Annotated in this window: 24 protein-coding genes; 7 read left to right on the top strand and 17 right to left on the bottom strand. The window is 54.5% G+C overall.

Going from position 1 to position 25,065, the window contains the following annotated elements; all coding sequences use genetic code 11:
- Window positions 1-5: 5 nt before the first annotated feature.
- The 10 genes from mnhG to soxC form a co-directional block, all read right to left on the bottom strand.
- Entirely contained in the window at window positions 6-353 is a 348-nt protein-coding gene (mnhG, locus tag G9Q38_RS09535) for a monovalent cation/H(+) antiporter subunit G (protein ID WP_119440662.1), read from the bottom strand.
- Window positions 350-634 carry a K+/H+ antiporter subunit F gene (locus G9Q38_RS09540; RefSeq protein ID WP_174233170.1) on the bottom strand — a complete coding sequence of 95 codons (285 nt, stop codon included), beginning with the start codon at window positions 632-634 and terminating at the stop codon, window positions 350-352. Before G9Q38_RS09540 ends, mnhG begins: the two co-directional genes overlap by 4 nt.
- Window positions 631-1,116, bottom strand: a complete 486-nt coding sequence (locus tag G9Q38_RS09545; RefSeq protein WP_114420586.1) for a Na+/H+ antiporter subunit E — start codon at window positions 1,114-1,116, stop codon at window positions 631-633. Before G9Q38_RS09545 ends, G9Q38_RS09540 begins: the two co-directional genes overlap by 4 nt.
- Complete coding sequence (locus G9Q38_RS09550) at window positions 1,113-2,750, bottom strand: monovalent cation/H+ antiporter subunit D (RefSeq protein ID WP_166130326.1); 1,638 nt, start codon at window positions 2,748-2,750, stop codon at window positions 1,113-1,115. The genes G9Q38_RS09545 and G9Q38_RS09550 overlap by 4 nt, the downstream gene beginning before the upstream one ends.
- The gene (locus G9Q38_RS09555; RefSeq protein WP_114420588.1) at window positions 2,747-3,091 is read right to left on the bottom strand and encodes a Na+/H+ antiporter subunit C; all 345 of its coding nucleotides are present in this window, start codon (window positions 3,089-3,091) and stop codon (window positions 2,747-2,749) included. Before G9Q38_RS09555 ends, G9Q38_RS09550 begins: the two co-directional genes overlap by 4 nt.
- Entirely contained in the window at window positions 3,091-6,018 is a 2,928-nt protein-coding gene (locus G9Q38_RS09560) for a monovalent cation/H+ antiporter subunit A (RefSeq protein WP_166130328.1), read from the bottom strand. Before G9Q38_RS09560 ends, G9Q38_RS09555 begins: the two co-directional genes overlap by 1 nt.
- A gap of 147 nt (window positions 6,019-6,165) precedes the next feature.
- The gene (gene mepK / locus G9Q38_RS09565; RefSeq protein WP_166130330.1) at window positions 6,166-6,747 is read right to left on the bottom strand and encodes a peptidoglycan L,D-endopeptidase MepK; all 582 of its coding nucleotides are present in this window, start codon (window positions 6,745-6,747) and stop codon (window positions 6,166-6,168) included.
- A gap of 32 nt (window positions 6,748-6,779) precedes the next feature.
- Entirely contained in the window at window positions 6,780-8,339 is a 1,560-nt protein-coding gene (locus G9Q38_RS09570) for a L,D-transpeptidase family protein (RefSeq protein WP_166130333.1), read from the bottom strand.
- A 52-nt stretch (window positions 8,340-8,391) separates the two neighbouring features.
- Window positions 8,392-8,961, bottom strand: coding sequence for a c-type cytochrome (locus G9Q38_RS09575; protein ID WP_119516836.1), 570 nt, complete (start codon window positions 8,959-8,961; stop codon window positions 8,392-8,394).
- Complete coding sequence (soxC, locus tag G9Q38_RS09580) at window positions 8,945-10,342, bottom strand: sulfite dehydrogenase (protein ID WP_166130336.1); 1,398 nt, start codon at window positions 10,340-10,342, stop codon at window positions 8,945-8,947. Before soxC ends, G9Q38_RS09575 begins: the two co-directional genes overlap by 17 nt.
- Before the next feature lie 189 nt (window positions 10,343-10,531).
- Between soxC and G9Q38_RS09585 the strand changes: the two genes are divergently transcribed.
- The gene (locus tag G9Q38_RS09585) at window positions 10,532-10,909 is read left to right on the top strand and encodes a DUF4870 family protein (RefSeq protein ID WP_114420594.1); all 378 of its coding nucleotides are present in this window, start codon (window positions 10,532-10,534) and stop codon (window positions 10,907-10,909) included.
- 3 nt (window positions 10,910-10,912) lie between these two features.
- A complete protein-coding gene (locus tag G9Q38_RS09590) occupies window positions 10,913-11,365 on the top strand; it encodes a flagellar protein FlhE (protein WP_166130339.1) in 453 nt (150 codons plus the stop codon).
- On the opposite strand, the gene G9Q38_RS09595 is transcribed toward G9Q38_RS09590, so the two are convergent.
- The gene (locus tag G9Q38_RS09595) at window positions 11,304-12,221 is read right to left on the bottom strand and encodes a LysR family transcriptional regulator (protein ID WP_166130342.1); all 918 of its coding nucleotides are present in this window, start codon (window positions 12,219-12,221) and stop codon (window positions 11,304-11,306) included. The genes G9Q38_RS09590 and G9Q38_RS09595 overlap by 62 nt on opposite strands.
- Before the next feature lie 125 nt (window positions 12,222-12,346).
- Between G9Q38_RS09595 and G9Q38_RS09600 the strand changes: the two genes are divergently transcribed.
- From G9Q38_RS09600 to G9Q38_RS09620, 5 genes are all read left to right on the top strand, one after another.
- On the top strand, window positions 12,347-13,102 hold the full coding sequence (locus G9Q38_RS09600) for an SDR family NAD(P)-dependent oxidoreductase (RefSeq protein WP_166130345.1): 756 nt from the start codon (window positions 12,347-12,349) through the stop codon (window positions 13,100-13,102).
- 10 nt (window positions 13,103-13,112) lie between these two features.
- Complete coding sequence (locus G9Q38_RS09605; RefSeq protein WP_166130347.1) at window positions 13,113-14,144, top strand: aromatic ring-hydroxylating dioxygenase subunit alpha; 1,032 nt, start codon at window positions 13,113-13,115, stop codon at window positions 14,142-14,144.
- The gene (locus tag G9Q38_RS09610) at window positions 14,141-14,998 is read left to right on the top strand and encodes an alpha/beta fold hydrolase (protein WP_166130350.1); all 858 of its coding nucleotides are present in this window, start codon (window positions 14,141-14,143) and stop codon (window positions 14,996-14,998) included. The genes G9Q38_RS09605 and G9Q38_RS09610 overlap by 4 nt, the downstream gene beginning before the upstream one ends.
- Window positions 14,999-15,096: 98 nt before the next feature.
- Entirely contained in the window at window positions 15,097-16,479 is a 1,383-nt protein-coding gene (locus G9Q38_RS09615) for a nucleobase:cation symporter-2 family protein (RefSeq protein WP_166130353.1), read from the top strand.
- Between the two features lie 3 nt (window positions 16,480-16,482).
- Complete coding sequence (locus G9Q38_RS09620) at window positions 16,483-17,865, top strand: amidohydrolase family protein (protein ID WP_166130355.1); 1,383 nt, start codon at window positions 16,483-16,485, stop codon at window positions 17,863-17,865.
- Here G9Q38_RS09620 and G9Q38_RS09625 read toward each other — a convergent pair.
- From G9Q38_RS09625 to G9Q38_RS09650, 6 genes are all read right to left on the bottom strand, one after another.
- Window positions 17,840-18,676 carry an OmpA/MotB family protein gene (locus G9Q38_RS09625; protein WP_166130358.1) on the bottom strand — a complete coding sequence of 279 codons (837 nt, stop codon included), beginning with the start codon at window positions 18,674-18,676 and terminating at the stop codon, window positions 17,840-17,842. The two genes, G9Q38_RS09620 and G9Q38_RS09625, sit on opposite strands and share 26 nt — an antisense overlap.
- The gene (locus tag G9Q38_RS09630; protein WP_119516829.1) at window positions 18,673-19,479 is read right to left on the bottom strand and encodes a motility protein A; all 807 of its coding nucleotides are present in this window, start codon (window positions 19,477-19,479) and stop codon (window positions 18,673-18,675) included. The genes G9Q38_RS09625 and G9Q38_RS09630 overlap by 4 nt, the downstream gene beginning before the upstream one ends.
- Window positions 19,480-19,505: 26 nt before the next feature.
- The gene (locus G9Q38_RS09635) at window positions 19,506-21,155 is read right to left on the bottom strand and encodes a Na/Pi cotransporter family protein (protein WP_166130361.1); all 1,650 of its coding nucleotides are present in this window, start codon (window positions 21,153-21,155) and stop codon (window positions 19,506-19,508) included.
- Window positions 21,156-21,191: 36 nt separating this feature from the next.
- Window positions 21,192-21,437 (bottom strand): hypothetical protein, encoded by a 246-nt coding sequence (locus G9Q38_RS09640; RefSeq protein WP_166130364.1) that lies wholly within the window; start codon window positions 21,435-21,437, stop codon window positions 21,192-21,194.
- A gap of 94 nt (window positions 21,438-21,531) precedes the next feature.
- Window positions 21,532-23,205 carry a flagellin N-terminal helical domain-containing protein gene (locus G9Q38_RS09645; protein WP_166130366.1) on the bottom strand — a complete coding sequence of 558 codons (1,674 nt, stop codon included), beginning with the start codon at window positions 23,203-23,205 and terminating at the stop codon, window positions 21,532-21,534.
- 182 nt (window positions 23,206-23,387) lie between these two features.
- Entirely contained in the window at window positions 23,388-25,061 is a 1,674-nt protein-coding gene (locus G9Q38_RS09650; protein WP_205962280.1) for a flagellin N-terminal helical domain-containing protein, read from the bottom strand.
- Window positions 25,062-25,065: the final 4 nt, after the last annotated feature.

The following is a 25,065-nucleotide window of genomic DNA, read 5'->3' on the forward strand; positions in this document are numbered from 1 at the left end:
AGTTTTCAGTCAGAGTCGACGACATCGTGGCTGTCATTCGACAAAGGCTGGCGCGGGTCGCGGCGTAGCCCGGCTTGCATGAGCAAAATGGCGGTAATCGGCGATGTCACAATCAGAAAGAAAGTGATAAGAAGTTCGTGAATAACCGCGCGTTGCAACAGGGCGCTGGAGACAAGTGCTGAGGAAAGCAAGACTAACGTGACACCCAGTGTGTTACCCAGGGTGGGGGCATGCATGCGCGAGTAGAACCGCTTGAAACGCAACAAGCCCAGTGACCCGGTCAGGGTTAGAACGCCGCTGACAATCAACATAAGTGTGGCCGGGATCGAAGCCCATAGAGGCAGACTGTTCATGGCTGAATGACCTCGCCTTTAAACAGGAATTTAGCCATGACCGACGAGCTGATAAAGCCGAACAGCGCCATAACAAGGGCGATATCGAAGTAAACGCTGGTGGCGAAATTCACCCCCAACACCAGGACGATACAAATGCCATTGATGTACATGGTGTCAACCGCCAATACGCGATCTTGGGGTGTGGGGCCCAATAACAGGCGTAGCGTGGCGCAGGTGAAGGCCAGGGCAAAACAAAACAGGGCGAACGTGCCGGCCCAAATCAGAACGGTGTCCATCATTCGAAAATCTCCATCAGTGGGCGTTCATAACGGTTTTTAACGAGGTCAATCCAACCTTGAGTATCTTCCAGATCAAGCACGTGCAGGGTCATAACACCGCTTTCGTCGGAATATCCCGACCAGACCGTACCCGGCGTATACGTTAGGATGCAAGCCAAAGCCGCCAAGCCGTGCGGGTCTTTAAGTTCAAGTGGAATGCGGATAAATCCCGGCGTATGATTGGCCGGCTTGAACCAGATAATCTTGAAAACGGCAATGTTTGATTTTGTAATGTCGACGACGACTTTAAAAAACAAACTGATAATGACCAGCGGTTTTTTGGGATGAGAGCGCAACGGGCGCAAGGCCATGGCCGCCCAAGCAAGTAGCAGCGACAACACCGCGCCCAATACTACCTGGGACCATGCCAATGTTTGGTTAAGCAGTAGCCATAACACGGTTAACAGCGCCGGCAGCATTAACCAGTTAATCACTTTTTTCATGACCCGCCTCCGTTCCCCAGTTTACGTACTGGGTCATGCGACAGGACGGCATCAATATAGGTCTCGGGATTGTCCAATGAGATGGCTGTTTCGTTCATGAAATCCAGTACCGGCCCAGCCCAGATAGCCAGGGCAATGCCGGCAAACACCAAAGCGGCTACCGGTGCCGCCTCACTGACGCGTAAACGTGGCGTAACCGTTTCATTTGCCCAGAAAAGGCGAATGCCGGTGCGCGCCATTGCCAGAATGGCGGCCAGGCTGGCAAACAGAACCGCGCCGACCAGGAACCATGCCGCCATTGAGGGCATGGTTTCCGAGGTTTGAAAAGCCGCCGATAACAAAGAAAACTTGGCCACAAAGCCCGACAGGGGGGGAAGCCCGGCAATTAAAATGGCGCTGGCAATAAAGCTCAAACCCAGAAACGCCATGGCGGCGGGAATGGCGACGCCCACTACCGTGTCGGTACGTTCCGATAGGTTGGTGTCGGGGTCGTCCAGGTCGAATGCTTCCATACTAACCGCCAGAATATCGGCGCCAACGCTACGGGTGCGTTCAACCATTTCAAGCAGCAGGAAAAATGCCGCTGTTGCGACGACGGAGCTGATTAAATAGAACAACGCCGGCCCAGTCATGGCGACTCCGGGCATTCCCAATGCTGATAGCAGGGTACCCGCAGAAATGATGACGCAGTACGAGGCGACGCGTTCTGCGTGGTAAGCAGCCAATATGCCGATCGTGCCGAAAATAAGGGTGGCCAGACCGACCGGGTACATCCATTCGCCGCCAAACGCGGCCGGGGCTCCGGTGGGTTGCAATAACGAGCCCAGGCGCAGCAGGGCGTAAATGCCCACTTTGGTCATGATACAAAATACCGCTGCAACAGGAGGGCAGGCATTTGCGTAGGCGGGCGCCAGCCAGAAATTCAAAGGCCAGGCGGCGGCTTTAATTAGAAAGGCCACTCCAAGTATGGCGGCGGCGGTTTCAAACAAACGCCGGTCGCCTGCCTGAAGCTCCCCGGCCCGAATGGCCAAATCGGCCATGTTCAAGGTGCCGGTTACACCATAAATCAGGGCGATGGCGATGAGTAATAGCAATGAGGCAACCAGGTTGACCGCAATGTAATGCAAGCCGGACGTCACTCTCATTTCTCCGGAACCATGCAACATTAAGCCGTATGAGGCCGCCAGCATGACTTCGAAAAACACAAACAGGTTAAAAAGGTCGCCGGTTAGAAATGCACCGTTCAGGCCCATTAACAAAAATTGAAAGAGCGGCAGAAAGTGCACGCCCGCGCGATCCCAGCGTGCCGTGGAATACATGAGAACGGTGAGCCCCAGGAACGCCGTGAGCGTAAGCATGACAGCGGCCAGGCGGTCGGCGACCGCCACAATGCCGAATGGCGCCGGCCAGTCGCCTAACAAGTACACCGCAACCTGGTAAGGCCAGAGATCGGGCTCGTACCCGGATGTGATGAACAAGAGCTGAACGGCAACCGCCAATTGCAGCGCTACTGAGGCAAACGACAACGCCAGCCGCAAATGGCGATGCGTGTCTTTAATAACAATAAGCAATCCCCCTATAACCAGGGGAATAACGACCGGCAAAATAGGAAAGTGGGCCAACAGCGCGTTCACAGATCCGCCTCCCGCCCATCGACATGGTCATTTCCGGCCAAGCCGCGCGATGCCAGCAGAACGACCAGGAATAATGCTGTGGTGGCGAAACTAATGACAATGGCTGTGAGGACCAAGGCCTGGGGTACTGGGTCGGCGTAAAGTGCCGGATCCAGCCCTTTTGCTTCATCAATAACCGGTGGTGCGCCAATCGTAAGCCGCCCCATAGAAAAGATGAATAAATTGACGGCGTACGACAGTAACGTAAGCCCCATAATGACCTGAAAAGTGCGAGGGCGCAAAATAAGCCAGATGCCGGAGCCGGTTAATACACCGATGGCCAATGCCAGAACAATTTCCATTAGCCGGCCTCCTCTGGGCTGGGGGTGGGGCGTGGCGCAGCAGGTTTACGCCGGAAGCGCAGCGACTGGTGAGCAAGGGCCACTAAAATCAACACGGTTGAGCCGATGACCAGCATATAAACGCCAATATCGAAAATCAGCACGGTTGAAATAGGTATGATGCCGACCCCTGGGATGGCTACTTCAAGCTTGAAGGCGGAAAGAAAGGGGCGCATGCTCCACCAAGCCGATAGCGCGGCGCCGGCGGCTACCAGAAGGCCGATTCCCATCCAGTACTGGGGTTTCAGGTTTTGCCTGGCCTCGACCCACAGCACACCGCCCACAACATATTGCAGAATAATGGCTGCCGCAAAAATAAGGCCGGCGATAAAGCCGCCGCCGGGCAGGTTATGGCCTCGTAAAAGGAAAAACAATGAAACCAGCGCCGCCATGGGTAGCAGAAGGCGTGCCAGGACGGCTGGTATTTTAAGCGGGCCACTGGGCGTTAATACGTCCTTCGATTCCGGCTTTTCCACTTCAGCGGGAATATTTGGGCCTGTGCCTTTTTGCCGACGTAACGGGCCGTCTTTAATGGTTTCCGGTGGCGGACGGAAGCGACGCAGCAACGCATAGACAATAAGCGCCACAATACCTAAGACGCAAATTTCACCCAAGGTGTCGAAGCTACGGAAATCGACCAGAATGACATTCACCACATTCGAACCATGCCCTTCGGGAACCGAATTGGTGACAAAAAAGCGTGAGATTTCGTTGTCGAAGGGGCGCGTCATGATGGCATAGGAGATCACGGCAATGCCGGCGCCGCCGGCTACGGCCAGAATAATGTCGCGAGAACGTCGGGTGAGTGCTTTAACGCGATCCAGTACGTACGTTTCTTCTGCACGTACACGGGGCGGCAACCAGCGCAGCCCCAGCAGAATAAGCACAACAGTCACCACTTCCACAACGAGTTGGGTCAGGGCCAGATCGGGGGCTGAGAACCACGCGAACGTCATCGCCGTGGTAAGCCCGGCGCCACCGGCCATGGCCAATGCAGCGGGACGATGGTATTTGGCTTGAACGGCAGCGCCTACTGCACAGGCTCCGCCGGCGATCCACAACACCAGGAAAAACAGGTTAACCGGTGTTGCCAGTTCGGGCTGCCACCAGCCATTTTCCAATAAGGGCAAGGCGGCAACCACGACGGTTACCGCCACCACCAGCATCAGTTGTGTTTGCAGACGGACTGAAGCAACCCAGTCGAGCAGATGTGAAGCGCCACGATCGATAAATTCAAGCAGGGCTTCGAAGGTTTGGCGCCCGTTCAAGCGGTAAAGAAGCGGCGAGCGGCCGGTATGCATTTTGTCGAGGCGCCGCATGATGAGCCATAGGGCGATACCACCGGCCAGGGCAACCAGGCTCATGACCAAGGGCAGATTGAATCCGTGCCAAACCTTGAGGCTGTAGGGTGGTGTGTCGGCACCCAGGATGGAAGTCGAGGCCGACAGGAGGAGTGGGCCTAATGTGTAACGCGGGAAGATACCCACGACCAGGCAGGTTAGAACCAATAAGGCACTGGGAACCAGCATCCAGAAAGGGGGTTCGTGCGGGGCCTTGGGCAGGTCGGTGGCAACAGGCCCGAAGAAAACGGTGTAAATGAATCGCAGGGAGTAGGTTACGGCAAAGGCGCCGGCTACCACAGCGCAAAGCGGCAGAATTTGTTCAATAATGGAGCCTTGCGCCACAAATACGGTTTCCGCAAAAAACATTTCTTTCGACAGAAAGCCGTTCAGTAGGGGAACGCCGGCCATGGATGCCGCCGCCACAATCGCCAGGGTGGTGGTGACCGGCATAGCGTGTCGTAAACCCGATAGCCTCGACATGTCCCGGGTGCCTGTTTCGTGGTCGACAATGCCTGCAGCCATGAACAGCGATGCTTTGAACGTGGCGTGATTCATCATGTGGAAGACCGCAGCAATCAGGCCCAAGGTACTGTTCATGCCCAGCAGCAGGGTAATCAGGCCCAAATGCCCAATGGTGGAGTAGGCCAGCACCCCTTTCATGTCATTTTGGAAAATCGCGGCGTAAGAACCCATGACCAGCGTAATAAGCCCAGCGCCGCCAATAATCCAGAACCATTCATCTGTGCCGGCCAAGACCGGCCAGAAACGCGCGAGCAGGAAGACACCTGCTTTCACCATAGTGGCCGAATGTAGATAAGCGGATACTGGGGTGGGGGCGGCCATGGCATTCGGCAGCCAGATATGAAACGGAAATTGGGCACTTTTGGTCAGGGCGCCCACCGCCACCAAAATAATAATGGCCGTATACCAAGGGTGAGCGCGGATTTGCTCGCCCGCCGCCAACACTTTATCGAGGTCGTAACTGCCGGCGACGTGGCCCAGCATCAGCATGCCCGCCAGTAGGCACAATCCGCCCATACCGGTGATGGTTAGTGCCATACGAGCGCCCCGGCGGGCGTCAAGCCGGTGGTTCCAATAGGCAATGAGCATGAAAGACGACAAACTGGTGAGTTCCCAGAACACCACCAGCTGAATGAGATTGCCGGATAAAACCACACCCAGCATGGAGCCCATGAACAGCAAGAAAAATGAGAAGAACCTTGGCACAGGGTCTTTGGGCGACATGTAATAGCGGGCGTACAGCACAATCAGTGCGCCCATGATGGACACCAGCATGGCAAACAGCCAGGCGTAGCCGTCTAAACGCAAAACAAAGTCGATTTCCAGCGCGGAAGGGATCCAAGCCAGTTTGAGTTCAATAATTTCGCCGGTTGCTACTTGTGGATAAAAGCCCACTAACAAACCCACGCAGCCCAGTGCGATGAAACCGGCCAGCCATGCTTCGATGTTACGCGCGTTACTGGGTAGAAACGCCGCAATAATACTTCCTAGAAAAGGTAAAGCCAGGATCAGCAGTAAGGTCATCGAGCCTCGGGTGGGATGATAATTTATTGGATTTTGGCCTCACAATAATACGATACTTTTATGGCCATTTCGTGCGTAATCATGAAAAAAAACCGGCAGTTGTCGCCGGTTTCCTGTTTTTCGAAAATCGATTTTTCAGCGCGAGTTTTACCAGGTGCGCACCCTGCCGGTGTCAACGTGAATGAACTGGTCTTTGGGGTAGTAGCCCACGCCACCGGCTTTCAGGGAAATGGCGGCGTCGCGCAGTTCGGCCAGCGGCACACCGGGCAGCCGAACGTCGATTGCTTTGCCCTCCATGTGCAGGCTGCGCTTGGCCACCCCGCCGCCTCGGGTTTTACGCAGGCGCTCGTTGGTTTTAGGGTCTCGATAGCCCGAGATCACTTCGAACGAATCTTTTACGCTCAAGAGCGTGCGGATTTGGTTGAGCTGGTCGTACAGAGCGGGATCCATGGTGCCTACGGCTCCTGAATAGTGGTCTCGCAAGAACACGTTCAGGCGTTGCAGTGCGGGGGGAAGATAATCATCGTTTAACGCATAAACCAGTTGCACTTTTTCGAGTGTGTGGGTGTGGTCAAGCGCAATGTCGCGTTGGAAAACGCGAATTCCGGCGATGGCGGGGGTTGAAATGGCGGGTGCAACGCCAAGCAGTGATAGTACGCCGGCGCGGCGCAAAAAGGCGCGGCGCGACACCGTGCGAGCGGGCGATTTCAGGTGATGATGGGGTGGCATAGGGAAGCCTCCAAAAAACAACTTACCGGCTATTATCGCTTTTTTTTCAATGCTTTACTTAAACTGGCATCGTGGCCGTAGAGGTCGTCGTAAAAATAGACTTTACCTTCCCGTATGATGACTGTGCCGTATGCCAGTACAACTGGAATGGGTTCATTCAGGCGAATGGTTTGCGATTTGCCTGCCTGCATGGCTTGCTCAATTCGCTCGCGCGTCCAAGCCGGGTCGTTTTCCAGAACAAATTGGGCCAGTGAGACCGGCTCTTCCACGCGAATACAGCCGTGGCTGAAGTCGCGCCGCGAGCGCTCAAACAATTGGGGCGCCGGGGTGTGGTGAAGAAAAATGTTGGTGTTGTTCGGAAAAATAAACTTGATGTCGCCCAATGCATTTAACGGGCCGGGGCGCTGGCGAATACGCGCCTGCCCGTTCAGAACGGCCTGCAGGTTGGCTTCGGATAGTTGTGAGGACACTGAACCATCGCTTTTTACAAACTCAAAGCCCTGGCGGTTGAAGTAGGCGGGGTCGCGTTTTAGGCGTGGAATGGTTTCGCCTCGTGCGATGGAAGGCGGTACATTCCAATAGGGGCTGAATTCGATAAAGCGCATGTCTTCGTCGAACACGGGTGTAGAGGTATCCAGGGCCCTTCCCACAATGACTTTCATACGCAGCTTCAGGTCGATATTGCCTTGCTGGTCGGTTTCGTAGGCACGCAAGACAAATTCCGGTACGTTCACCACAATCATGCGTCGGTGTGATTGCAGAGGTGTCCAGCGCAAACGCTCCAGGGTCAGCGTCATCTGCTCATAGCGCTGTTCAGGGGAAACGTTCAATTGGCGTAATGTGGCCGGGCCGATAATGCCGTCGGTTTCCAGGCCGTGTCGCAACTGAAATGCGCGCACTCCGGTTTCGAGTGTTTTGTCGTATTCATGGGGTGCTTGAGTTTCAATGGGCAGGTCTCCCAAGGCAATCAGGCGGCTTGTTAACGTTTCGAGGGCCGTGTAGGGTTGACCGGGCTCGAGCTTTTTGCCCTGGGGCATGGGTAAGGGAGTCGACCAGGCCGGGTGTTGTGCCAACAAACGGTATTGCGCCATGGCATTTACCAGAGCATCGTACATGGGCACTTGGGGTCGGGCCTCGCGCAATGCCTCGCGCACGCGGTTTTGTTGGAAAGCCTCGGCTATGTAAGCCCGGGCGTCGAAAACGGGTTGGGGCCGCGGCTTGAACTTTTGGTGCACTTCGTGAGGATCCACCCGGCCGTTGCGCAAATCGTTCAGGTATTTTTCCAAACTTGACGTTAGTTGCGCGTTAAGTGCCTGCTGTTCAAGGGGCGTTAACGTTTCGCCATCGGCCAAACGGGTAAATTGCCCCCACAAAGCGGCGGTGTGGTAATCGGCGGGGTCCAGACCCTGGTGGTTTGCGTTGGTTAGGGTTTCCAGCGCGTCCAGAGTCTGGTTAACCGGTTTGCCGTTGCCGTCCAGCCAGTTTGGCAGGGTCACAACCGTTGTCGATAGCCCATTTGCCAAGTCCGCAGCGGTTTTGCCTTGTGCCAGAGCGGCATGATTGGCGGGTAGAAAAATACAGTAAAAAAGCATCGCGCCCAGTACCAGGAGGGCGCGATGCCGGCTTGCCAAATGGTTTTTTATGTTAGCGATTGGCCGGCTTAAAGCCGTTTCGGTTGGGCATTTCAATTTTTGCAAGATTATCCTGGTTCAAGGTTGCGTCTTTCTCAATAATATTGCCTTTCCAAAGTATATAGGCCGACACGGCATACACTTCGTCGTCTGTCATGCTGCCGGGGCGGTCGAAGGGCATGGCCCGTTTTACGTAATCGAACAGCGTGGTGGCGTAAGGCCAATAACTTTCCACGGTTTTAACCGGCGCTTTCTCCGGGTTGTTGTTGACCAGGGTTCCCCGTCCGCCTGCCAGGCGGTCGCCGATACCGCCTTCAAGGTTAACGCCATGACAAGCCAGGCATTGTTGTTGGTAGACCTTTTCGCCCTGCATGACGGTACCGGAGCCTTTGGGTAGGCCCCGCCCGTCGGGCAAAGGTGAAAAGAACGGCTTTAAATCTTCTGCGGTGGCCGGCTCACCAAAATTATAAGTTTTGTCGGGGCCGTGATTATCCGCCCAGGCGTTCATGCCTAAACCGAGTCCCAGAGCGAATACGGCGGCAGTCGCGCGCCCGGCGCGCGCATATTTAGTAGTGGTGGACATTTGTAACCTCCCCCGTAGAAGCAACTTTCCAGCTTTGGATGCCGTTCAAGTGATACACCGACGCCAACGGCCCGTTGGTGCCGCGCTTTTCAATCAGCTCACCAATAGTGGGTTGAACATAGCCGGTTTCATCAATGCAACGACTTTGCAATATGGCTTCCTTGCCGTCCCATTCCCACGGGATGGTAAAGCGCGTGTGACACATGGGTAGAATCGGGCCATGCAATTTGGCTTCGCGCCAGTTCTTGCCGCCGTCAACGGAAACTTCTACTTTTTTAACGAGCCCGTGACCCGACCAGGCCAACCCCGTAATTTCGTAAAAACCGGGCTTTTGTAACAGCATTTCACCCGAGGGGTAGGTAATAACCGACTTGGCCTCCATCGTGAATGAAAACTGCAAGGCTGTGCCGTCGGGCAGCAGGTCGGTGTATTTCGAGGTTTCTTCGCGTGTCATGAACGGCATGTCGGATACTTCCAGCCGACGCAGCCACTTAATGCACATATTGCCTTCGTATCCCGGTACCACGAGCCGCAGCGGGTAGCCTTGCTCAGGGCGAATGGCCTCGCCGTTTTGCCCGTAGGCCAGAAAACAGTCGGCCATGGCTTTTTCAATGGGAATGCTACGCGTCATGACGGCGGCATCACCACCTTCGGCCAGCAACCATTTGGCCCCGGATTTCAACACCGACTCATCCAGAATGGTTGACAGCGGCACTCCCGTCCATTCCGATGTGGACGTGAGACCATGGGTACCTTGAACGGATTTCAGTGTGGGTTTGATCCATTCTGTTAACCCGTTGCCCGAACATTCAAGGAAGCAGATGCGCGACATCATGGGAAAGCGCCTGATCGCTTCCATGTGGTATTTTTTTGGTTCTTTCACCATGCCGTGCACATACAAAACATGTTTGGCCGGGTCGATAGTGGTAATGCCGCCGTGATGCCGTTCATAGTGCAGACCCGACGGGGTGATGATCCCCATGCTGCTGGCCAGCGGCGTCATGCTCCAGGACGATTCGGTGGTTTTGGTGGGGTAGCGCCAGCGTACTTCTGTTTCGAATTGGGATCGGCGCCCGTAACCGCCGTCGTCGACACCCACCCCGACGCCCTGGTGTTTGGTGGGGTCGGGGAATACCTCGCGCTCAATCGCGCCCGGCGGCGCTTCGGCGAAGGCGGGCCGCGCCAACGCTCCCGCGCCCAGGGCGGCAACGCTGCCCAATAAAAAACGTCGACGCTGTTTGGCAGGGTCGACGTTGCCTTGGTAGTAAGGGGATTCCGGGTTCTGACGTTCCTGGGCAAGGAAGATTTCTTCTTTTGCCTGTAGCGCTTCATGCTGCCCGGTACTGCCGGGCGGCAGCGTGGACGAAGGGTTCTTTTTCATGTACGACTCCTTGTACAGGGCCGGCGTGATGCCGATACTGAAAAAAGGCCGCTATTGCTGTTTACAATATGCCTTGGCCGGGCGTTAGCGTTCATTTTTAACGACCAGTCTGAACTTAGCATAGGCCTGTCGTAGGGCGCCGTCAACCTTAGCCGGAAGTACGAAGTTAAAAACCCAAAGGAATGATTCATGACTGTCGATTACACCAACCCCGTTTCGCAAAATACCAATGGTTCCGATCCCGAAAAAATTCGCTCGCTTCGCACAATCGTTACCGTTGTTTATGCCTTGCAGGCCATTGCGTTTTTTGTGGGTTTAACCAGTGTTGTGGGGATCGTCATTAATTACATCAAGCTTTCTGAGGCGCAGGGTACTTGGTTGGCATCCCATTTTCGCTGGCAAATGCGTACTTTCTGGTTTGCGTTGCTATGGTTTGTTGTAGGTTTCATTACAACGTTCATTCTAATTGGTTACGCCATTATGTTCGCCAACGTGATCTGGATGATTTACCGCGTGGCCAAAGGTTGGCTGCGTTTGAACGATAATAAGCCCATGTACGAGGTATAAAGTTTGAAATTATTCAGGGCGTGGGCGTTAGGCTTATTGGCTGTCTTGTTAGCCGGCCGACCGGTATTCGCGCAACCTGCTTATACCGTTGAACAGTCCAGCCCACCCATCCATACGCGCGGTGTTCCTGTAGTGGTGGCTTACACGCCGCCGCAGCCATTGCCGAATAGCGCGGCCATGCTGCGTGTGCAAGTGCAGCTTTCAGGCCAAACGCGCGTTCCCGTACAAGCTCGTGTGTGTGTCGATCTTCAGGCCCCACACTGTATGGAAGTGAACGGCGCGTCGGCGACCACATCGCGCTTTTACGGTGTACCGGCAAATCGGCCGGTTTATCTTGTGTATACCGTACCCGGCGAAGGGCCGCTTGATCCCAACGTGTATGTGCGCGGTAGCGTTACGGTGTGGTACGGGCAGGCATCTTTGCCTTCTTCACGTAGTTCAGAAGAGCGTCCTTGAATAATTGCGCTGCCGGTGAGAGGGACCGGTGGCGCAGTTGAAACAGGGCGGTTTCTCTTTTTAATTTGTGAGTCGAGAGCTTTCTGAATTGCAAGCCTTGTGCTTCCGGCACCTCCTGCGAGTTCGCCGGTAATACGGAAACTCCCAAGCCGTTGCGTACCATGGCCAGCACCGTTGTATGGAACGAAACTTCGTGCATCTCTTTCAGGGAAAGACCAAGCCGTGTCAGGTGCTGATCGATTTCACGCCGCAAGGGGCTGGAGCGCGACAACGCAATAAACGGCTCATTGCACAGTTGCTTCCAACTGATGCTGTTACGTGTGCCCAAAGGGTGTTTGGGTGGTAGTACCGCAATGTATGTATCGGAAAAGAGCGGCGTGCTGTCGATTTCATCGTGCGCTTCGCGTCGTGTTCCCACGCCCATGTCAATATCATCCTCCAGCAAGCGGCGTTGCAGATCTTGTTCGGCCATATCGCGCAGTTGTAGTTTTATGCCTGGATACTGATCGCGAAAAAGCCGCATGAAAGGACTTAATAAAACGGCGGCCAACACGGTGCCGCTGGCGACGGTTACGCGCCCGCGTTGGTAGGTGGTGAAATCGCGTGAGTGTTCAATCGTGGTTTCCACCTCCGACAAAATGCGCTTGGCCATGCCTAACAGCTCCCTGCCCGCGTCGGTAAGTTTCACCATGCGCGTATGGCGGTCGAACAGTCGTAACCCCACTTCTTGTTCCAGATCACGCACAAGCATGCTGAGTGCGGCTTGTGTAATGTGAATCTGTTGGGCAGCCCGCGTGAATTGCTGATGTTCAGCAACCGCCACAAAAGCCCGTAGCTGACGCAGCGTTATATTCATAATTTTTTCTTAATAAAAAATAAAATAAATTGAATTGTATGATGAAAAGAGCGGTGGTTAAATCTGTTCCTGTTATCTGTCAGACAACGCATTCCAACTCATAACGATAATCAGGAGCGAGTTTTATGGCTCAAGCTTTTTCCGGCAAAACCATTATTGTGACCGGCGCGGGCGGCAACATTGGCATGGCGTATTGCGATGCTTTGGTGGCTGAAGGCGCCAATTTGGTGATGGCCGATTTGAATGACCTTTCGCAACAGGCAAAACAATACGAAGAAAAGGGCGGACGCGCGATGGCGGTGCAGGTTGATGTCGCTGATAACGCATCAACCGAAGCCATGGCGCAGGCCACGGTTCACACATTCGGGCGTATCGACGGCATTATTAATAACGCCGGTTTTTTTAAAGGTTGTACTTTTGGATCCTTCATGGATATTCCCGCTGAAGAGTGGGACCGTTGCTACGCCATTAATGTGCGAGGCTTGTGGCAATGCTGTAAAGCTGTGTTTCCGCAAATGAAAGCCCAGGGCAGCGGAAAGATTGTGAATATTTCATCGAACACGCCTTACAAAGGTGTTCCAAACTTCCTGCATTATGTCTCGTCGAAGGCGGCCATTGTCGGGTTGTCGCGTTCGCTGGCGCGCGAAATGGGTCAACACAACATCCAGGTGAATACATTGTGCCCCGACCTGATTCCCGATGAGGACATCACCGCAAAACAAGGCGAAGAAGCGGATATCCGTACCGTGGCCGGGCGCTGCCTGAAACGCACACAAACCCCGCAAGACATGGTGGGTGCCGCCTTGTTCCTGCTAAGCGAAGGTTCCGATTTCATAACGGGTCAAAGCCTGTTGGTGAACGGTGGTGCGCATTTTCTGTAGGAGGGCGAACATGAAACTCGATACGACAAATGAAAACCCTTTGTACGCGGCATTGCGCCGGTTCTGGCATCCGGTGGCCTACAGCAGTGATGTTCTCGACAAGCCAATTGAGGTCACGCTTTTAGGGCGTAGCCTGGTGGTGGCCCGTTTGAATGGAGACGTACGCGCCATGGATTCACGATGCCCGCACAAGGGCACGAATCTGGCCTTGGGGCAAATTGTGGATGACACGATTGAATGCCCGTACCATGGCTGGCGTTTCAATTTGAATGGCCAATGCGTGCGCACACCGGCACGCGAAGAGTTGGTCGATAGCATTCGGGCATCGGTGCAAACCTACGCGGTGGCCGAACAAGCCGGCATGGTTTGGGTGTGCCTGGAAGAACCTGAGTTTGCGGCACCCGAGTTTCCGGAACTGAACGACCCTAGCTACCGCGTGTTGCAAGGCCCCACGTACGATTGGAAAACCAGCTCGCCGCGTCGGCTGGAAAACTTTGTGGATTTCAGCCACTTTGCGTATGTGCATGACGGCACCATTGGCAGTCGCAAGAATCCGCGGGTTAACGCGGTGGATGTGTGGCGTGAAGGTCATGTATTGCGGTTTGATCGCAGCGGCGTAAAAGAGCCCGGTGTAGGTTTGAAGAAAAAACTGCTGGGCCTGACGGAAGAGTGGATTGAGCCCGTGAATGAGTACCACGTCACCATGCCACACACCGTGCATTTGAAGCGGACTTTTCCTAACGGAAAACGTTATGTGTTGTTCATGTCGGCCAGCCCGGTGGATGAGCATACGACCCGCAGTTTCTGGTGGCAGGCGCGCGACTTTGGCACTGAACCGGTTTATGACGCCTTTTTCATGGACTTCGAGGCTGAGGTGCTGGCGCAAGACAAACCCATTATTGAGTCGCAACAACCGGTTTGGATTAGCCTGCGCCCGCGCGACCCAAGCGAGCGCGAACGCCCCATGCGAGATGCCGATGTGGTCACCATGGAATACCGCCGTTGGTTAGGCGAATTGAGCATGAAAAAGGAGGCGGTATGACGCAACGCGTACTTGAAAGCGCACCCGTGCGTCATCGCTATTTCAAGGGCGTGCAAGGCGTTATTCATGCCCTGGTTTTTAGCGAGCACGGTGATCAGCCGCCCTTGTTGCTGCTGCATGGGGTAACAGGGTCGGCCTGGTTATGGCATGACGTCGCGCAGGCATTAGCCGCATCGCGCCCCGTGATTGCGCTGGACATGCGTGGCCATGGAGAGAGTGATTGGTCTGTTGACCATGCCTATACCACGGAAGACCATGTGGCCGACTTAGAAGCTGTGATCAGTGCCTTGGGTGCTGAGCAGGTGGACATGGCTGGTTTGTCGTGGGGGGCACTGGTGGGGATGGCTTATGCCGCCGCGCATCCGCAGCGCGTAAGGCGCTTTTCCATTGTGGAAGTGGAGCCCAGCTTTAGTGTCGATGAGTTCGCTGTTCCCGAGCGCCCACAACACTTTGAAAAGGTGGAGCAAGTGCGCAAATGGGAGCGTGGGGCGAATCCGTCTGCGCCGGATACTTTGCTTGAACTCTGGGCCCGCCAATCGGTTCGGCACGCCACGCAGGGCGGCTGGTGCCGGCAACACGACCCTTTCTTCTATAAGCAATGGCCGTTTCGCCGCGACAACCACTGGGACGCCTTACCCAAGTTATCGATGCCGGTACTGCTGGTAAACGGTGATCGTACGTTTGTGCGTGCTGAGGTGATGCAGGAAATGGCGAAGCGTATCCCCAATGCATGGTTTGAGCGCTTGACGGACTGCGGGCATATTGCACCGCTGGAAGCCCCGGCTACGCTGGCGGGTTTGTTGGCAACATTTTTTGACGAAAAGGTTTATAGGAAAGCTCAAAGCATGAGTTAGGCAGGACCCCGGGGTAAATTGCTTCGGTTCAGCAGTGACATAAACAAGTACAGACATTAACGAGAACGGGTCAACCCCGGCATTCTGGAGAGAGACAAATGAGTACAAATAACAACTCAAGGGACGAGGTCGACGAGGTCTTGCCTGCAGGCCGAATGTTTACATTGGGCCTGCAGCATGTGCTGGTGATGTACGCCGGTGCCATTACGGTACCGCTTATTGTCGGCGGTGCGCTGGGCCTGCCGCAAGATCACATTGCATTGTTGATTACGGCTGATTTGCTTTGCTGCGGCATTGTGTCGTTTTTACAGGCGTTCGGTATTGGGCGCTGGCTGGGCATTCGCCTTCCGGTCATGATGGGTATTTCCTATGCGGGTATTGCACCCATGATTGCCATCGGTTTGAACCCCGAAATGGGGCTTCCCGGCTTATATGGCGCCATTATTGGGGCGGGCATAATCGGGGTGTTGATTGTGCCCTTGGTAATACGGTTGTTATGGCTGTTTCCTCCTATCGTTACCGGGACGACCTTAACGTCTCTGGGCGTGAGCTTGTTCGGCGTGGCGATTGTTTGGGCGGGCGGCGGTTACGGTGTTGAAGATTTTGGTTCGTTCAAGTACATCGGAACCGCCGGCTTTGTATTGCTGATTACGCTTTTGGTGGCGCGTTTCTTCAAAGGATTTATGAGTAGTATCGCCATTCTGGTCGGTTTGGCTGCCGGCATGTTGCTGGCCATGGCAACGGGCAATGTCAGCTTTCAAGGTCTGGATGACATGCCCTGGGTGCAAATGGTTCGTCCGTTTCAGTTTGGCTTTCCGGTGTTTGAATGGAGCTCGATTCTAACCATGACGTTGGTCGTCATCATTACAATGATCGAGTCTATTGGCCTGTTTTATTCGCTGGCCATTATTACCAACCGCAAGCTTGAAAAAGAAGATTTCGCCCGTGGTTTGCGTACTGACGCCATGGGAGCAGTAATTGGCGGTATCTTCAACACATTCCCCTATACCTCATATGCGCAGAATATCGGCCTGGTGGGGATTACCGGGGTGCGCAGCCGTTTCGTGTGTGTGGTGGCTGCGGCTATTTTGGTGGCGCTGGCTTTGTTCCCTAAAATGGCGCACATTGTGGCCGCCATTCCCCATTATGTATTGGGTGGCGCGGCTTTGATTATGTTCGGTATGGTGGCGGCTTCGGGCATTCGCATTTTGCAGGCGGTCGACTTCAAAAACAATCGTCACAATATGTTTATTCTGGCCATTAGCCTGGGTGTAGGGCTTATTCCCATGGTGTCGCCTAAATTTTTCGGTGCTGCGCCGGAATACCTGACCCCTTTGCTGAATAGCGGGGTGTTGTTGTCGGTTATTTCAGCCGTTATTCTGAATCTCTACTTTAATGGCAGCAACAAAGAAGGCATAAGCGTCACCGACAATCCTGAGTTGCTTGAAGAGCAGCCGCATCTTGAGTCGGTACGGGGGTAAGCAGTGGTGCAAACGTGTGATGTTTTGTTAACCGGCGGTGTGGTGGTCACCATGGATGATGACCGTCGCATTATTGAAAATGGCGCAGTTGCGGTTCAAGGGAACCGTATTGCCGCAGTCGGCCCGGTGCGTGATATGGCCGGCTGGAAGGCTCAGCGCGTGGTGTTGTGTGAAGGTCATGTGGTGATTCCAGGCCTGATCGATACGCACAATCACCTGTTCCAGGTGGCGGGGCGCGGGTTGGGTGACGGCATGGCTTTGTGGGAGTGGCTGGAAAAATTCATGTTGCCTTTGGCAGGTGGTATTACGCCGGGCGAAGCGCTGGCCGCTGTTCGCGTGGCGGCGCTGGAGTCGTTGTCTTCGGGAACCACCACCATTATCGACAACCATTACGCGCCTAACGATGTGCAAACCAGCTTGCAGGTCGCCGGTGTATTACACGATATGGGGTTGCGCGGCGCCATTGCGCGCGGCGTATTCGGTCCGTTCACCAACGTTGCTCGTGACAACCACCTGAATCCGATGTTGTTCCGCAATACCGTGGCCCAGGAATTGGACAATATGCGTGCCTGCCTGAATGAGTGGCGCAGTGACCGCGTGGCGATTTGGCCTTCGCCGGTGAATGTTATTTACAACGATCAGGATTTGGTGCACGGCCTGGTGGAAATGGCGCGTGAGTTCGGTGTGCCATGGCAAACCCATTGCTCCGAAGCCCAAAGCGATCCTGAAATCTATCAAGAGGCATACGGACTTCGACCGTTTGTCTGGATGCAGCAACAGGGCTTGTTGGGGCGCGATGCCACGTTCGCCCATGCAATTTGGCTGGATGACCAAGAGGTGGAGATTACCGGCTCGGCAGCTTGCGGCATTGCGCACAACCCGATGTCAAACGAGTATCTGGCTTCGGGCGCGATGCGCTTGCGCGATTTGCGCAGCGCGGGGGCGTCTATTGGCATGGGTGCCGATGGGGCGGCCGGCCATTTAATGGACATGTTCCAGATTATGCGTCAAATGGTCTACGTTCAACGTCTGCACACGCTGAATCCCGAATCGACGCGTGCTGCTGAAGCATTTGAACTGGCGACGCGGGGTGGAGCGGAAATGGCCGGTATTGATGCAGGCTGCCTTGTTCCGGGCAAACTGGCTGATATCGCCGTCGTGTCGTTGCAGGGGGCTCATATGACACCTTGTGTCGACCCGGTAGCCAGCTTGGTTTATTGTGCTTCTGGGCGTGACGTTAGCTTAACTATGGTAGACGGCCGTATCGCTTATGAACAGGGTCAGGCACAGTTTGTGGATCATGAAAAAATAATGAGTGATGCACGCCAATATTGCAAAGACTTAATTCAGCGTTTGAACATTAATGTGCCTGGCCGTTTTGTGTAGCAGGCATCTCCAGAATTAATTCCACACGCCGGTTCAGGGCCCGATTCGCCGTTGTGTTGTTTTGGGCCAGCGGGCGGGTGTCGGCATAGCCGACCGCCCGTAGTCGCCGGCTTGCAATACCGTTGGCTTCAAGGTAACGCACTACACTACCGGCACGGGCACTTGAGAGTTCCCAGTTCGATGGGAAGCGTGCGCTGCGAATGGGGATAGCGTCGGTGTGCCCTTCGATGGTAATAGTGTGTGGGCTGTCTTTCAGTGTATGAGCCAGGCGCTGCAATACTTCGAGCCCACCCAGGCTAAGTTGCGCCTCGCCTGATCCGAACAGAATTTCGCTGTTGATCCGGAAGCTGACTGATTTGTCGTTCATCACAACTTCAACGTTCTCGCCTAGATTGTCCAGATTCAACCCCTGGGTAAGGTCTTGGGTTTGTTCTGAGCGTTCATGCACGGCCGCAGGTAAGGGAATGGGTAACGGCATGCCATTGGGCAAGACGTTTGCCTGTTGGTTCAGTAAACCCGTTTGTGCGGGCAGCACGCCCTGGCCTTGTTGGTTATCGTCTTTTTTTCCGGCCATGGTTAACATGACCAATAACAGCACCAACAATAGCGTAATGGTGTCCAGGTAGGTCAGTAACCAGCCGTCCGAGTGTTCGCGTGATTGCGGTTCAAAATACCATTTCTTGTTGTGAATACCCCGCCGCGGCCCATTGACATGGGCTTCGTGCCCATTCGTTTGTTGTTGAGCGTGTTCGCGTTTGCGTTGTTCAATTTCCTCAAGTAGCGTGCGACGGCCGGTGGGGCGTGGTGTCATGGCCGCAACTCCGAGACTGCCTCACCGTTGTTACCATCGTTCAGTTCATCTTCGTAGTCGGCCATAAAGGTTTTCAGTGTTTCGCGCATGAAAGCCGGGCGGCGTTTTTGGCTCATCATGGAAAGCCCTTGCATGACCATATTCATTAACGCCACGCGCTCTTCCGTGCGACGTTCCAGTTTAACGGCTATGGGCTTGAAAACCAGGTTAGCCAGCAAAATGCCGTAAAACGTGGTCATGAGGGCCAGTGACATTTGCTGGCCAATGGCCGTCATGTCGCCGTCTCCCAGCATGAACATCAGGTTCACCAGCCCTATAAGCGTACCAATCATGCCGAAGGCCGGTGCATAACCGGCCATGGTTCGGAATAACTGCGCCTCGGCGTGTTCTTTGGCGCGCAACTTGGAGATACGCCATTGCAACAAGTCGATAATATCTTGCTCCGGCGTCATATCGATAATGAGTTGCACCCCGGTTTTCAGGAAGGGATTCGACACTTTTTCCAGCGCTTTTTCCACTTTCTGAATATCGCCCGACATCCAGATTTTGGATATGGAGACGAGTTCTTCAATATCTTTTTGGGCGTACATACGCTCGTTGCGCATAACGGTCCCGATAAGTCCGAAAATGCGCATAACCTCTTTCAACGGGTAACTGATAAAGGTGGCGGCCAGCGTACCAATTAACACAATGCCTAGGCCGGGCAAGTCGATAAACTGGCTTGGGTTTTCCGCCGAGAAAAACAAGACAACGCCAAGCAAGACAATGCTGGCCAAAATACCAATAAGGGTTGAGGGGTTCATACCGCCGCCAAAAAGTTGAAATTGCTTTATGGGTTAACGGCAGAAGACTTGGAAGATTTAGATTGAATGAACCGGCGCGCTTGATGTAGATAGTGGCAAATACGCGCAATATGGTGGCCGGTGCGATCCAACCAGCGTACCGTGTCGGTGGTTTTCAATACCTCTGCCACGGCGGTGTGCTGATGGCTTGACCCTTGTAGTAGCATTTGGCGCATGTGTTTGGCCTGGGCCTGTAACGCATCGGCTTCGGCATTCATGTCGTCCATGATTGTATCGGGGTCGGGGCTGTTTGTATTGCGGTTTTCAGGCGCAGCTAATAAGAGCAAAGGGCCGGCCAGCTCCAGCAGGCGCTGATGGTGCGCAAGGGCGGTGGCATATTGCGGGTTGTTCAGGTCGAGCACCAGTTGATTCAGTTCCAGCAAGCGCTGGCGCAAGCGAATTAAATGGTCGGTGGCGTGTAACTGTGCAATACGTTGTTGCGCTAACAACGTATCGTCGCTTTCCAGCGGAATGCGGCTGATGAAAGCGTAGGCGTGGTCCAATGCCTCTTGCGTTTGTTGCGATAGTTTCCCTGGGACAGCATGCGGGGTTTCTTCCAACGCCTGGTGGTAACTGTTGAACAAAATAGTGGCAATACGTTCCAAGGCGCGCTGAGAGGCCTCCAACGCGACCTCAGGAACCTGCAATAAGCTGTCGTCCAGGTTACCGGCGATATCGTCTGCAGGGGCGGGAACGAAACGTTCAACGAGCCGTGCGAATTGGTTTGCAAACGGCAGGAACAGGGCGGCGCCCAAGCTTATAAATAAGGTATGAAACAACACCAGGCTAATGGTGCCGGGTGACACTTCTATCTTTTGGCTTAAGAAGTGCGTGACGGCCAGAAAGCCCGGCAACAACAAAATGGCAATCATGCCGGTGGCCAGATTAAACAAAATATTGGCGTAGGCCGTGCGCTTGGCGGCAATAGTCGCTCCAATCGCCACCAGCGCGCCGGTTACTGTGGTACCAATGGCAGCGCCCACCACCAAGGCCGCGGCCTGGTCGAAATTAATGGTTTGTGTGTAAAGCGCAGTCAGTGTGGTGGCAATGGCGGCAGAGGACGATTGCAGAATAATGGTCATGATCAGACCGATAAGCATAATCAGTGTATGGGCGCCCAAACCGCCCATGGGCAATGCGGCCAGGTCCACCATGGCGGAAAGATCCCGCATGCCGGCCTGTAAGGTGCTTAAGCCCAGAAAAATCATGCCGAAGCCGGCCATGGCCACACCCATATCGCGCCAACGTCCGTGTGCTAATAGTTTTAACAGGGCGCCCAGGCCAATTAACGGCAGGGTGTAAAAACCGAAGTTAATCTTCAGGCCCAGCACCGCCACAATCCAGCCCGTTGCAGTGTTGCCCAAACTGGCGCCGATGACGAAACCTATAGCTTGCGCGAAGGTCACTAAGCCTGCACTGACGAAGCCAATTAGAGTGACCGTGGTGGCGCTTGACGACTGCACCAACGCCGTAGCCAAGGCGCCCGACGTAAACGCCTTCAGCGGCGTGCCGGTAAATCGGACAAGCCCACGGCGCAGCGCCGGGCCGGCAAAGGCGATCAGGCCTTCCGATAGCAGCATCATGCCGATCAAGAACAGGCCAATGCCGCCAATAAAGGGGAAAATAATGTCAGTCATATTTCCGAAACCGAAAAAGGGCTGGCGTAATCTACCTTAAATTTCCGGGTCGGTGCGGCCTTGTTCGCCTTCTCTGTTCTGATTGCGCACCGATTCCAGCAACGCGTGCTGGTACCGACGCTGATCGGCGGTAGCTTTTTGCAAAATAGCATGCAGTTGTTCGTATTCCGCTTGCAGTTCGCCATTCATTCCTCTGGCTTCGAAATCGTCAATGGTTTTAACCGTGTCATTAATGACTTCCTGCAATTGGGCAATAAGCCGACGGTAATCATTATCTTGCATGAGCGCGCCTTTTGGGTAGGGCTACAAACCCCCAGTGTAATAAAAAAAGCGGGGCTGAAGCCCCGCTTGAACGTTGGGAGACAACGTTGAAAGATTAGCGCAGGAGCGAGAGTACGCCCTGAGGAATCTGGTTGGCCTGAGCCAGTACCGAGGTACCTGCTTGTTGCAGGATCTGGGCACGAGTCATGTTGGCCACCTCAACCGAGTAGTCGGCGTCTTGAATACGCGACTGAGCGGCTGACAGGTTGTTGGACGTGGTCTGCAAGTTGGTGATGGCCGATTCGAAACGGTTCTGGATGGCACCCAGGTCGGAACGAAGCGAGTCAACTTGAGCCAGCGCGGCGTCAAGCACGTCGAGCGGGTTGTCGGTACGGGCACCGGTTGTTGTGGAGTCCAGGGTGAACTCACCGTCTCCGTCAACGTAAACCTGAGCACCTGCATCGTCGGTGACAACACCACTTTCTTGTGCGAAGTAAGTGGTGGTTGTGATAGCGTTGGTAGTTAGAGCGCCGTTGGCATCAATGTATTGAGGAACAGCGCCCATGTCGTCTGTTACCGTACCGCCAACTTGAACGCCATATTCAGTGCCACTCAAAGTGACCGAGTATGCAGTCGCACCGTTAGCCGCGTCAGCGAGATTCTTTAAGCCTTCACGGCTTATGGAGACGTTGCTGACCATAAAATCAACGCCGTCACTTACGTAAGCGGCATCGCCAATTTCAATTTTGTCGCCGTTATCATTTGCCATGGCCGCAGCAAGGCCACTGGCAGTGGCTGCTGGATCTGTGCCGGCGTTGTTTTTGGTTAGATTACCGGTGGCATCAAGATAGAGTTGGGCGCCATCGTCTGCTGCAGTAATGTTGCCATTGCTGTCGATAAGGATGTCTTGGCTGGAGCCGCCTATAGTGACAGTGGCTTCAGTGGTTTCGCCGGTTGCCGGTGTAATATAAGTTGCCACATCGGGATCGAGTGCATGATCGACATTAAAACTAAAAGAGTCTGACGCCGAATCGTAAGTATACGTGCCGCCTGACGCACTGAGGCCCAACCCTGTATCTGTTCCTGTGTAGGTAACGGTATCGCCGTCTGCCAATGCGGCGAACAGGTTGTCGGAGGTGGCTGCGTCGTTGTTTGTGTCTTTCGTGTAGGTGACCGAACCATTGGCGTTGGTGGCACCTTGTGTGAAGCCGGCCAAAGTCAGGTCATCGGCGGTAGCAGCGTCGTTAGCCACAGCACCTTGGCCGTTCACGTTAAAGCCTTCCAGGCTCAACGATGCGACGTCGATTTTTTGCAGGTTAACTTCAATGACCTGTCCGTCGTTGGCACCCACTTGAATACGTAGCGTGTTGTCTTCAGCCAGTACGTTCACACCGTTAAATTCGGTTTCGCTGGAGATACGGTTGATTTCTTCCAGGCGCTGGCCGATTTCATTCTGGATGGAGGTCAAGTCGTCATCGCTGTTGGTGCCGTTTTCAGCTTGAACGGTCAGTACGCGGATGCGCTGGAGGTTGTCGTTGATTTGGTTCAACGCGCCTTCCGTGGTTTGCGCGGCCGAGATACCGTCGTTGGCATTACGGGCAGCTTGTGTCAAACCATTGATTTGTGCGCCCATGCGGTTGGCGATGGCCTGGCCGGCGGCGTCGTCTTTGGCGCTGTTAATACGCAGACCGGACGACAGTCGCTCAATTGCAGTGCCTAGGGCAGACTGCGACTTCTGCAGGTTGTTCTGGGCAACCAGAGAAAGGTAGTTGGTGTTAATTACTGACATAACGGAACCCCCGGCTTGTTGGGTTTCTGCCAGGGCAGTCGTCCAACGGTTTGCCTAATTTTGGTGTTGTTTGTACTGCCGTTGTATCGCGCTGCCCGACTTAACCTTTTGGAGGAGATTAAGTCGGGCTTTTTCTGACGAGTACTTTATTGCCAAGTACGCATCAGTTTGCCGGTTTCAGATTAACGCAGGAGCGAGAGTACGCCCTGGGGAATCTGGTTGGCCTGAGCCAGTACCGAGGTACCTGCTTGTTGCAGGATCTGGGCACGAGTCATGTTGGCCACCTCAACCGAGTAGTCGGCGTCTTGAATACGCGACTGAGCGGCTGACAGGTTGTTGGACGTGGTCTGCAAGTTGGTGATGGCCGATTCGAAACGGTTCTGGATGGCACCCAGATCGGAACGAAGCGAGTCAACTTGAGCCAGCGCGGCGTCGAGCACGTCGAGTGGGTTGTCGGTGCGGGCCCCGGTTGTTGTGGAATCCAGGGTGAACTCACCGTCTCCGTCAACGTAAACCTGAGCACCTGCGTCGTCAGTGACCACACCGCTTTCTTGTGCAAAGTAAGTGGTGGTTGTAGTCGTGTCGGTTGTCAAAGCACCGTCAGCATCTGTGTACATTACAGCGTTGGTTGCGTCTTCAACAGCACCGCCGATTTCAACGTCGTATGTGTCTGCACCCAAGGTAACAGAGTATGCAGTCGCGCCGTTAGCAGCGTCAGCCAGGTTTTGCAAACCATCTTTGCTGATTGATGCGCCTGTTACGTCGATTGCTGCACCATCGCCTGTGTAAGTTGTGTTGCCTACAGTAATGGTGTCGCCGGCACCGCCGGCGCCAGCCAAGGCAGCTGCAACGTTGGTTGCAGTAGCGGCAGGGTCAGTTCCAGCGTTGTTCTTGGTCAGGTTGCCAGTGGCATCGAGATAAAGCACTGCACCATCGTCAGCGGCGGTGAAATTGCCATTGCTGTCGATTAGAACGTCTTGGCTGGAGCCACCAATGGTGACAGTAGCTTCTGTTGTGCCGCCTGTTGCAGGCGTAAGTGCGGTGGCTACGGCAGCAGCGCCGGCGTTTGCAGCATCAAACGAGAAGCTGTCAGTGTCGGCGTCGTAGGTGTAGTTTGCTGTTGCAGCTACGCCATAACCTGTATCTGTGCCTGTGTAAGTAACGGTATCGCCGTCTGCCAATGCGGCGAACAGGTTGTCGGAGGTGGCTGCGTCGTTGTTTGTGTCTTTCGTGTAGGTGACCGAACCATTGGCGTTGGTGGCACCTTGTGTGAAGCCGGCCAAAGTCAGGTCATCGGCGGTAGCGGCTTCGTTTGCGATTTCGCCTTGGCCGTTCACGTTAAAGCCTTCCAGGCTCAACGATGCGACGTCGATTTTTTGCAGGTTAACTTCAATGACCTGCCCGTCGTTGGCACCCACTTGAATACGCAGCGTGTTGTCTTCAGCCAGTACGTTCACACCGTTGAATTCGGTTTCGCTGGAGATACGGTTGATTTCTTCCAGGCGCTGGCCGATTTCATTCTGGATGGAGGTCAAGTCGTCATCGCTGTTGGTGCCGTTTTCAGCTTGAACGGTCAGTACGCGGATGCGCTGGAGGTTGTCGTTGATTTGGTTCAACGCGCCTTCCGTGGTTTGCGCGGCCGAGATACCGTCGTTGGCATTACGTGCAGCTTGCGTCAAGCCATTGATTTGTGCGCCCATGCGGTTGGCGATGGCCTGGCCGGCGGCGTCGTCTTTGGCGCTGTTAATACGCAGACCGGACGACAGTCGCTCAATTGCAGTGCCTAAGGCAGACTGCGATTTCTGCAGGTTGTTTTGGGCAACCAGAGAAAGGTAGTTGGTGTTAATTACTGACATGAGT

The sequence above is a fragment of the Pusillimonas sp. DMV24BSW_D genome (assembly GCF_011388195.1).
GTDB classification, from domain to species: domain Bacteria; phylum Pseudomonadota; class Gammaproteobacteria; order Burkholderiales; family Burkholderiaceae_B; genus Neopusillimonas; species Neopusillimonas aestuarii.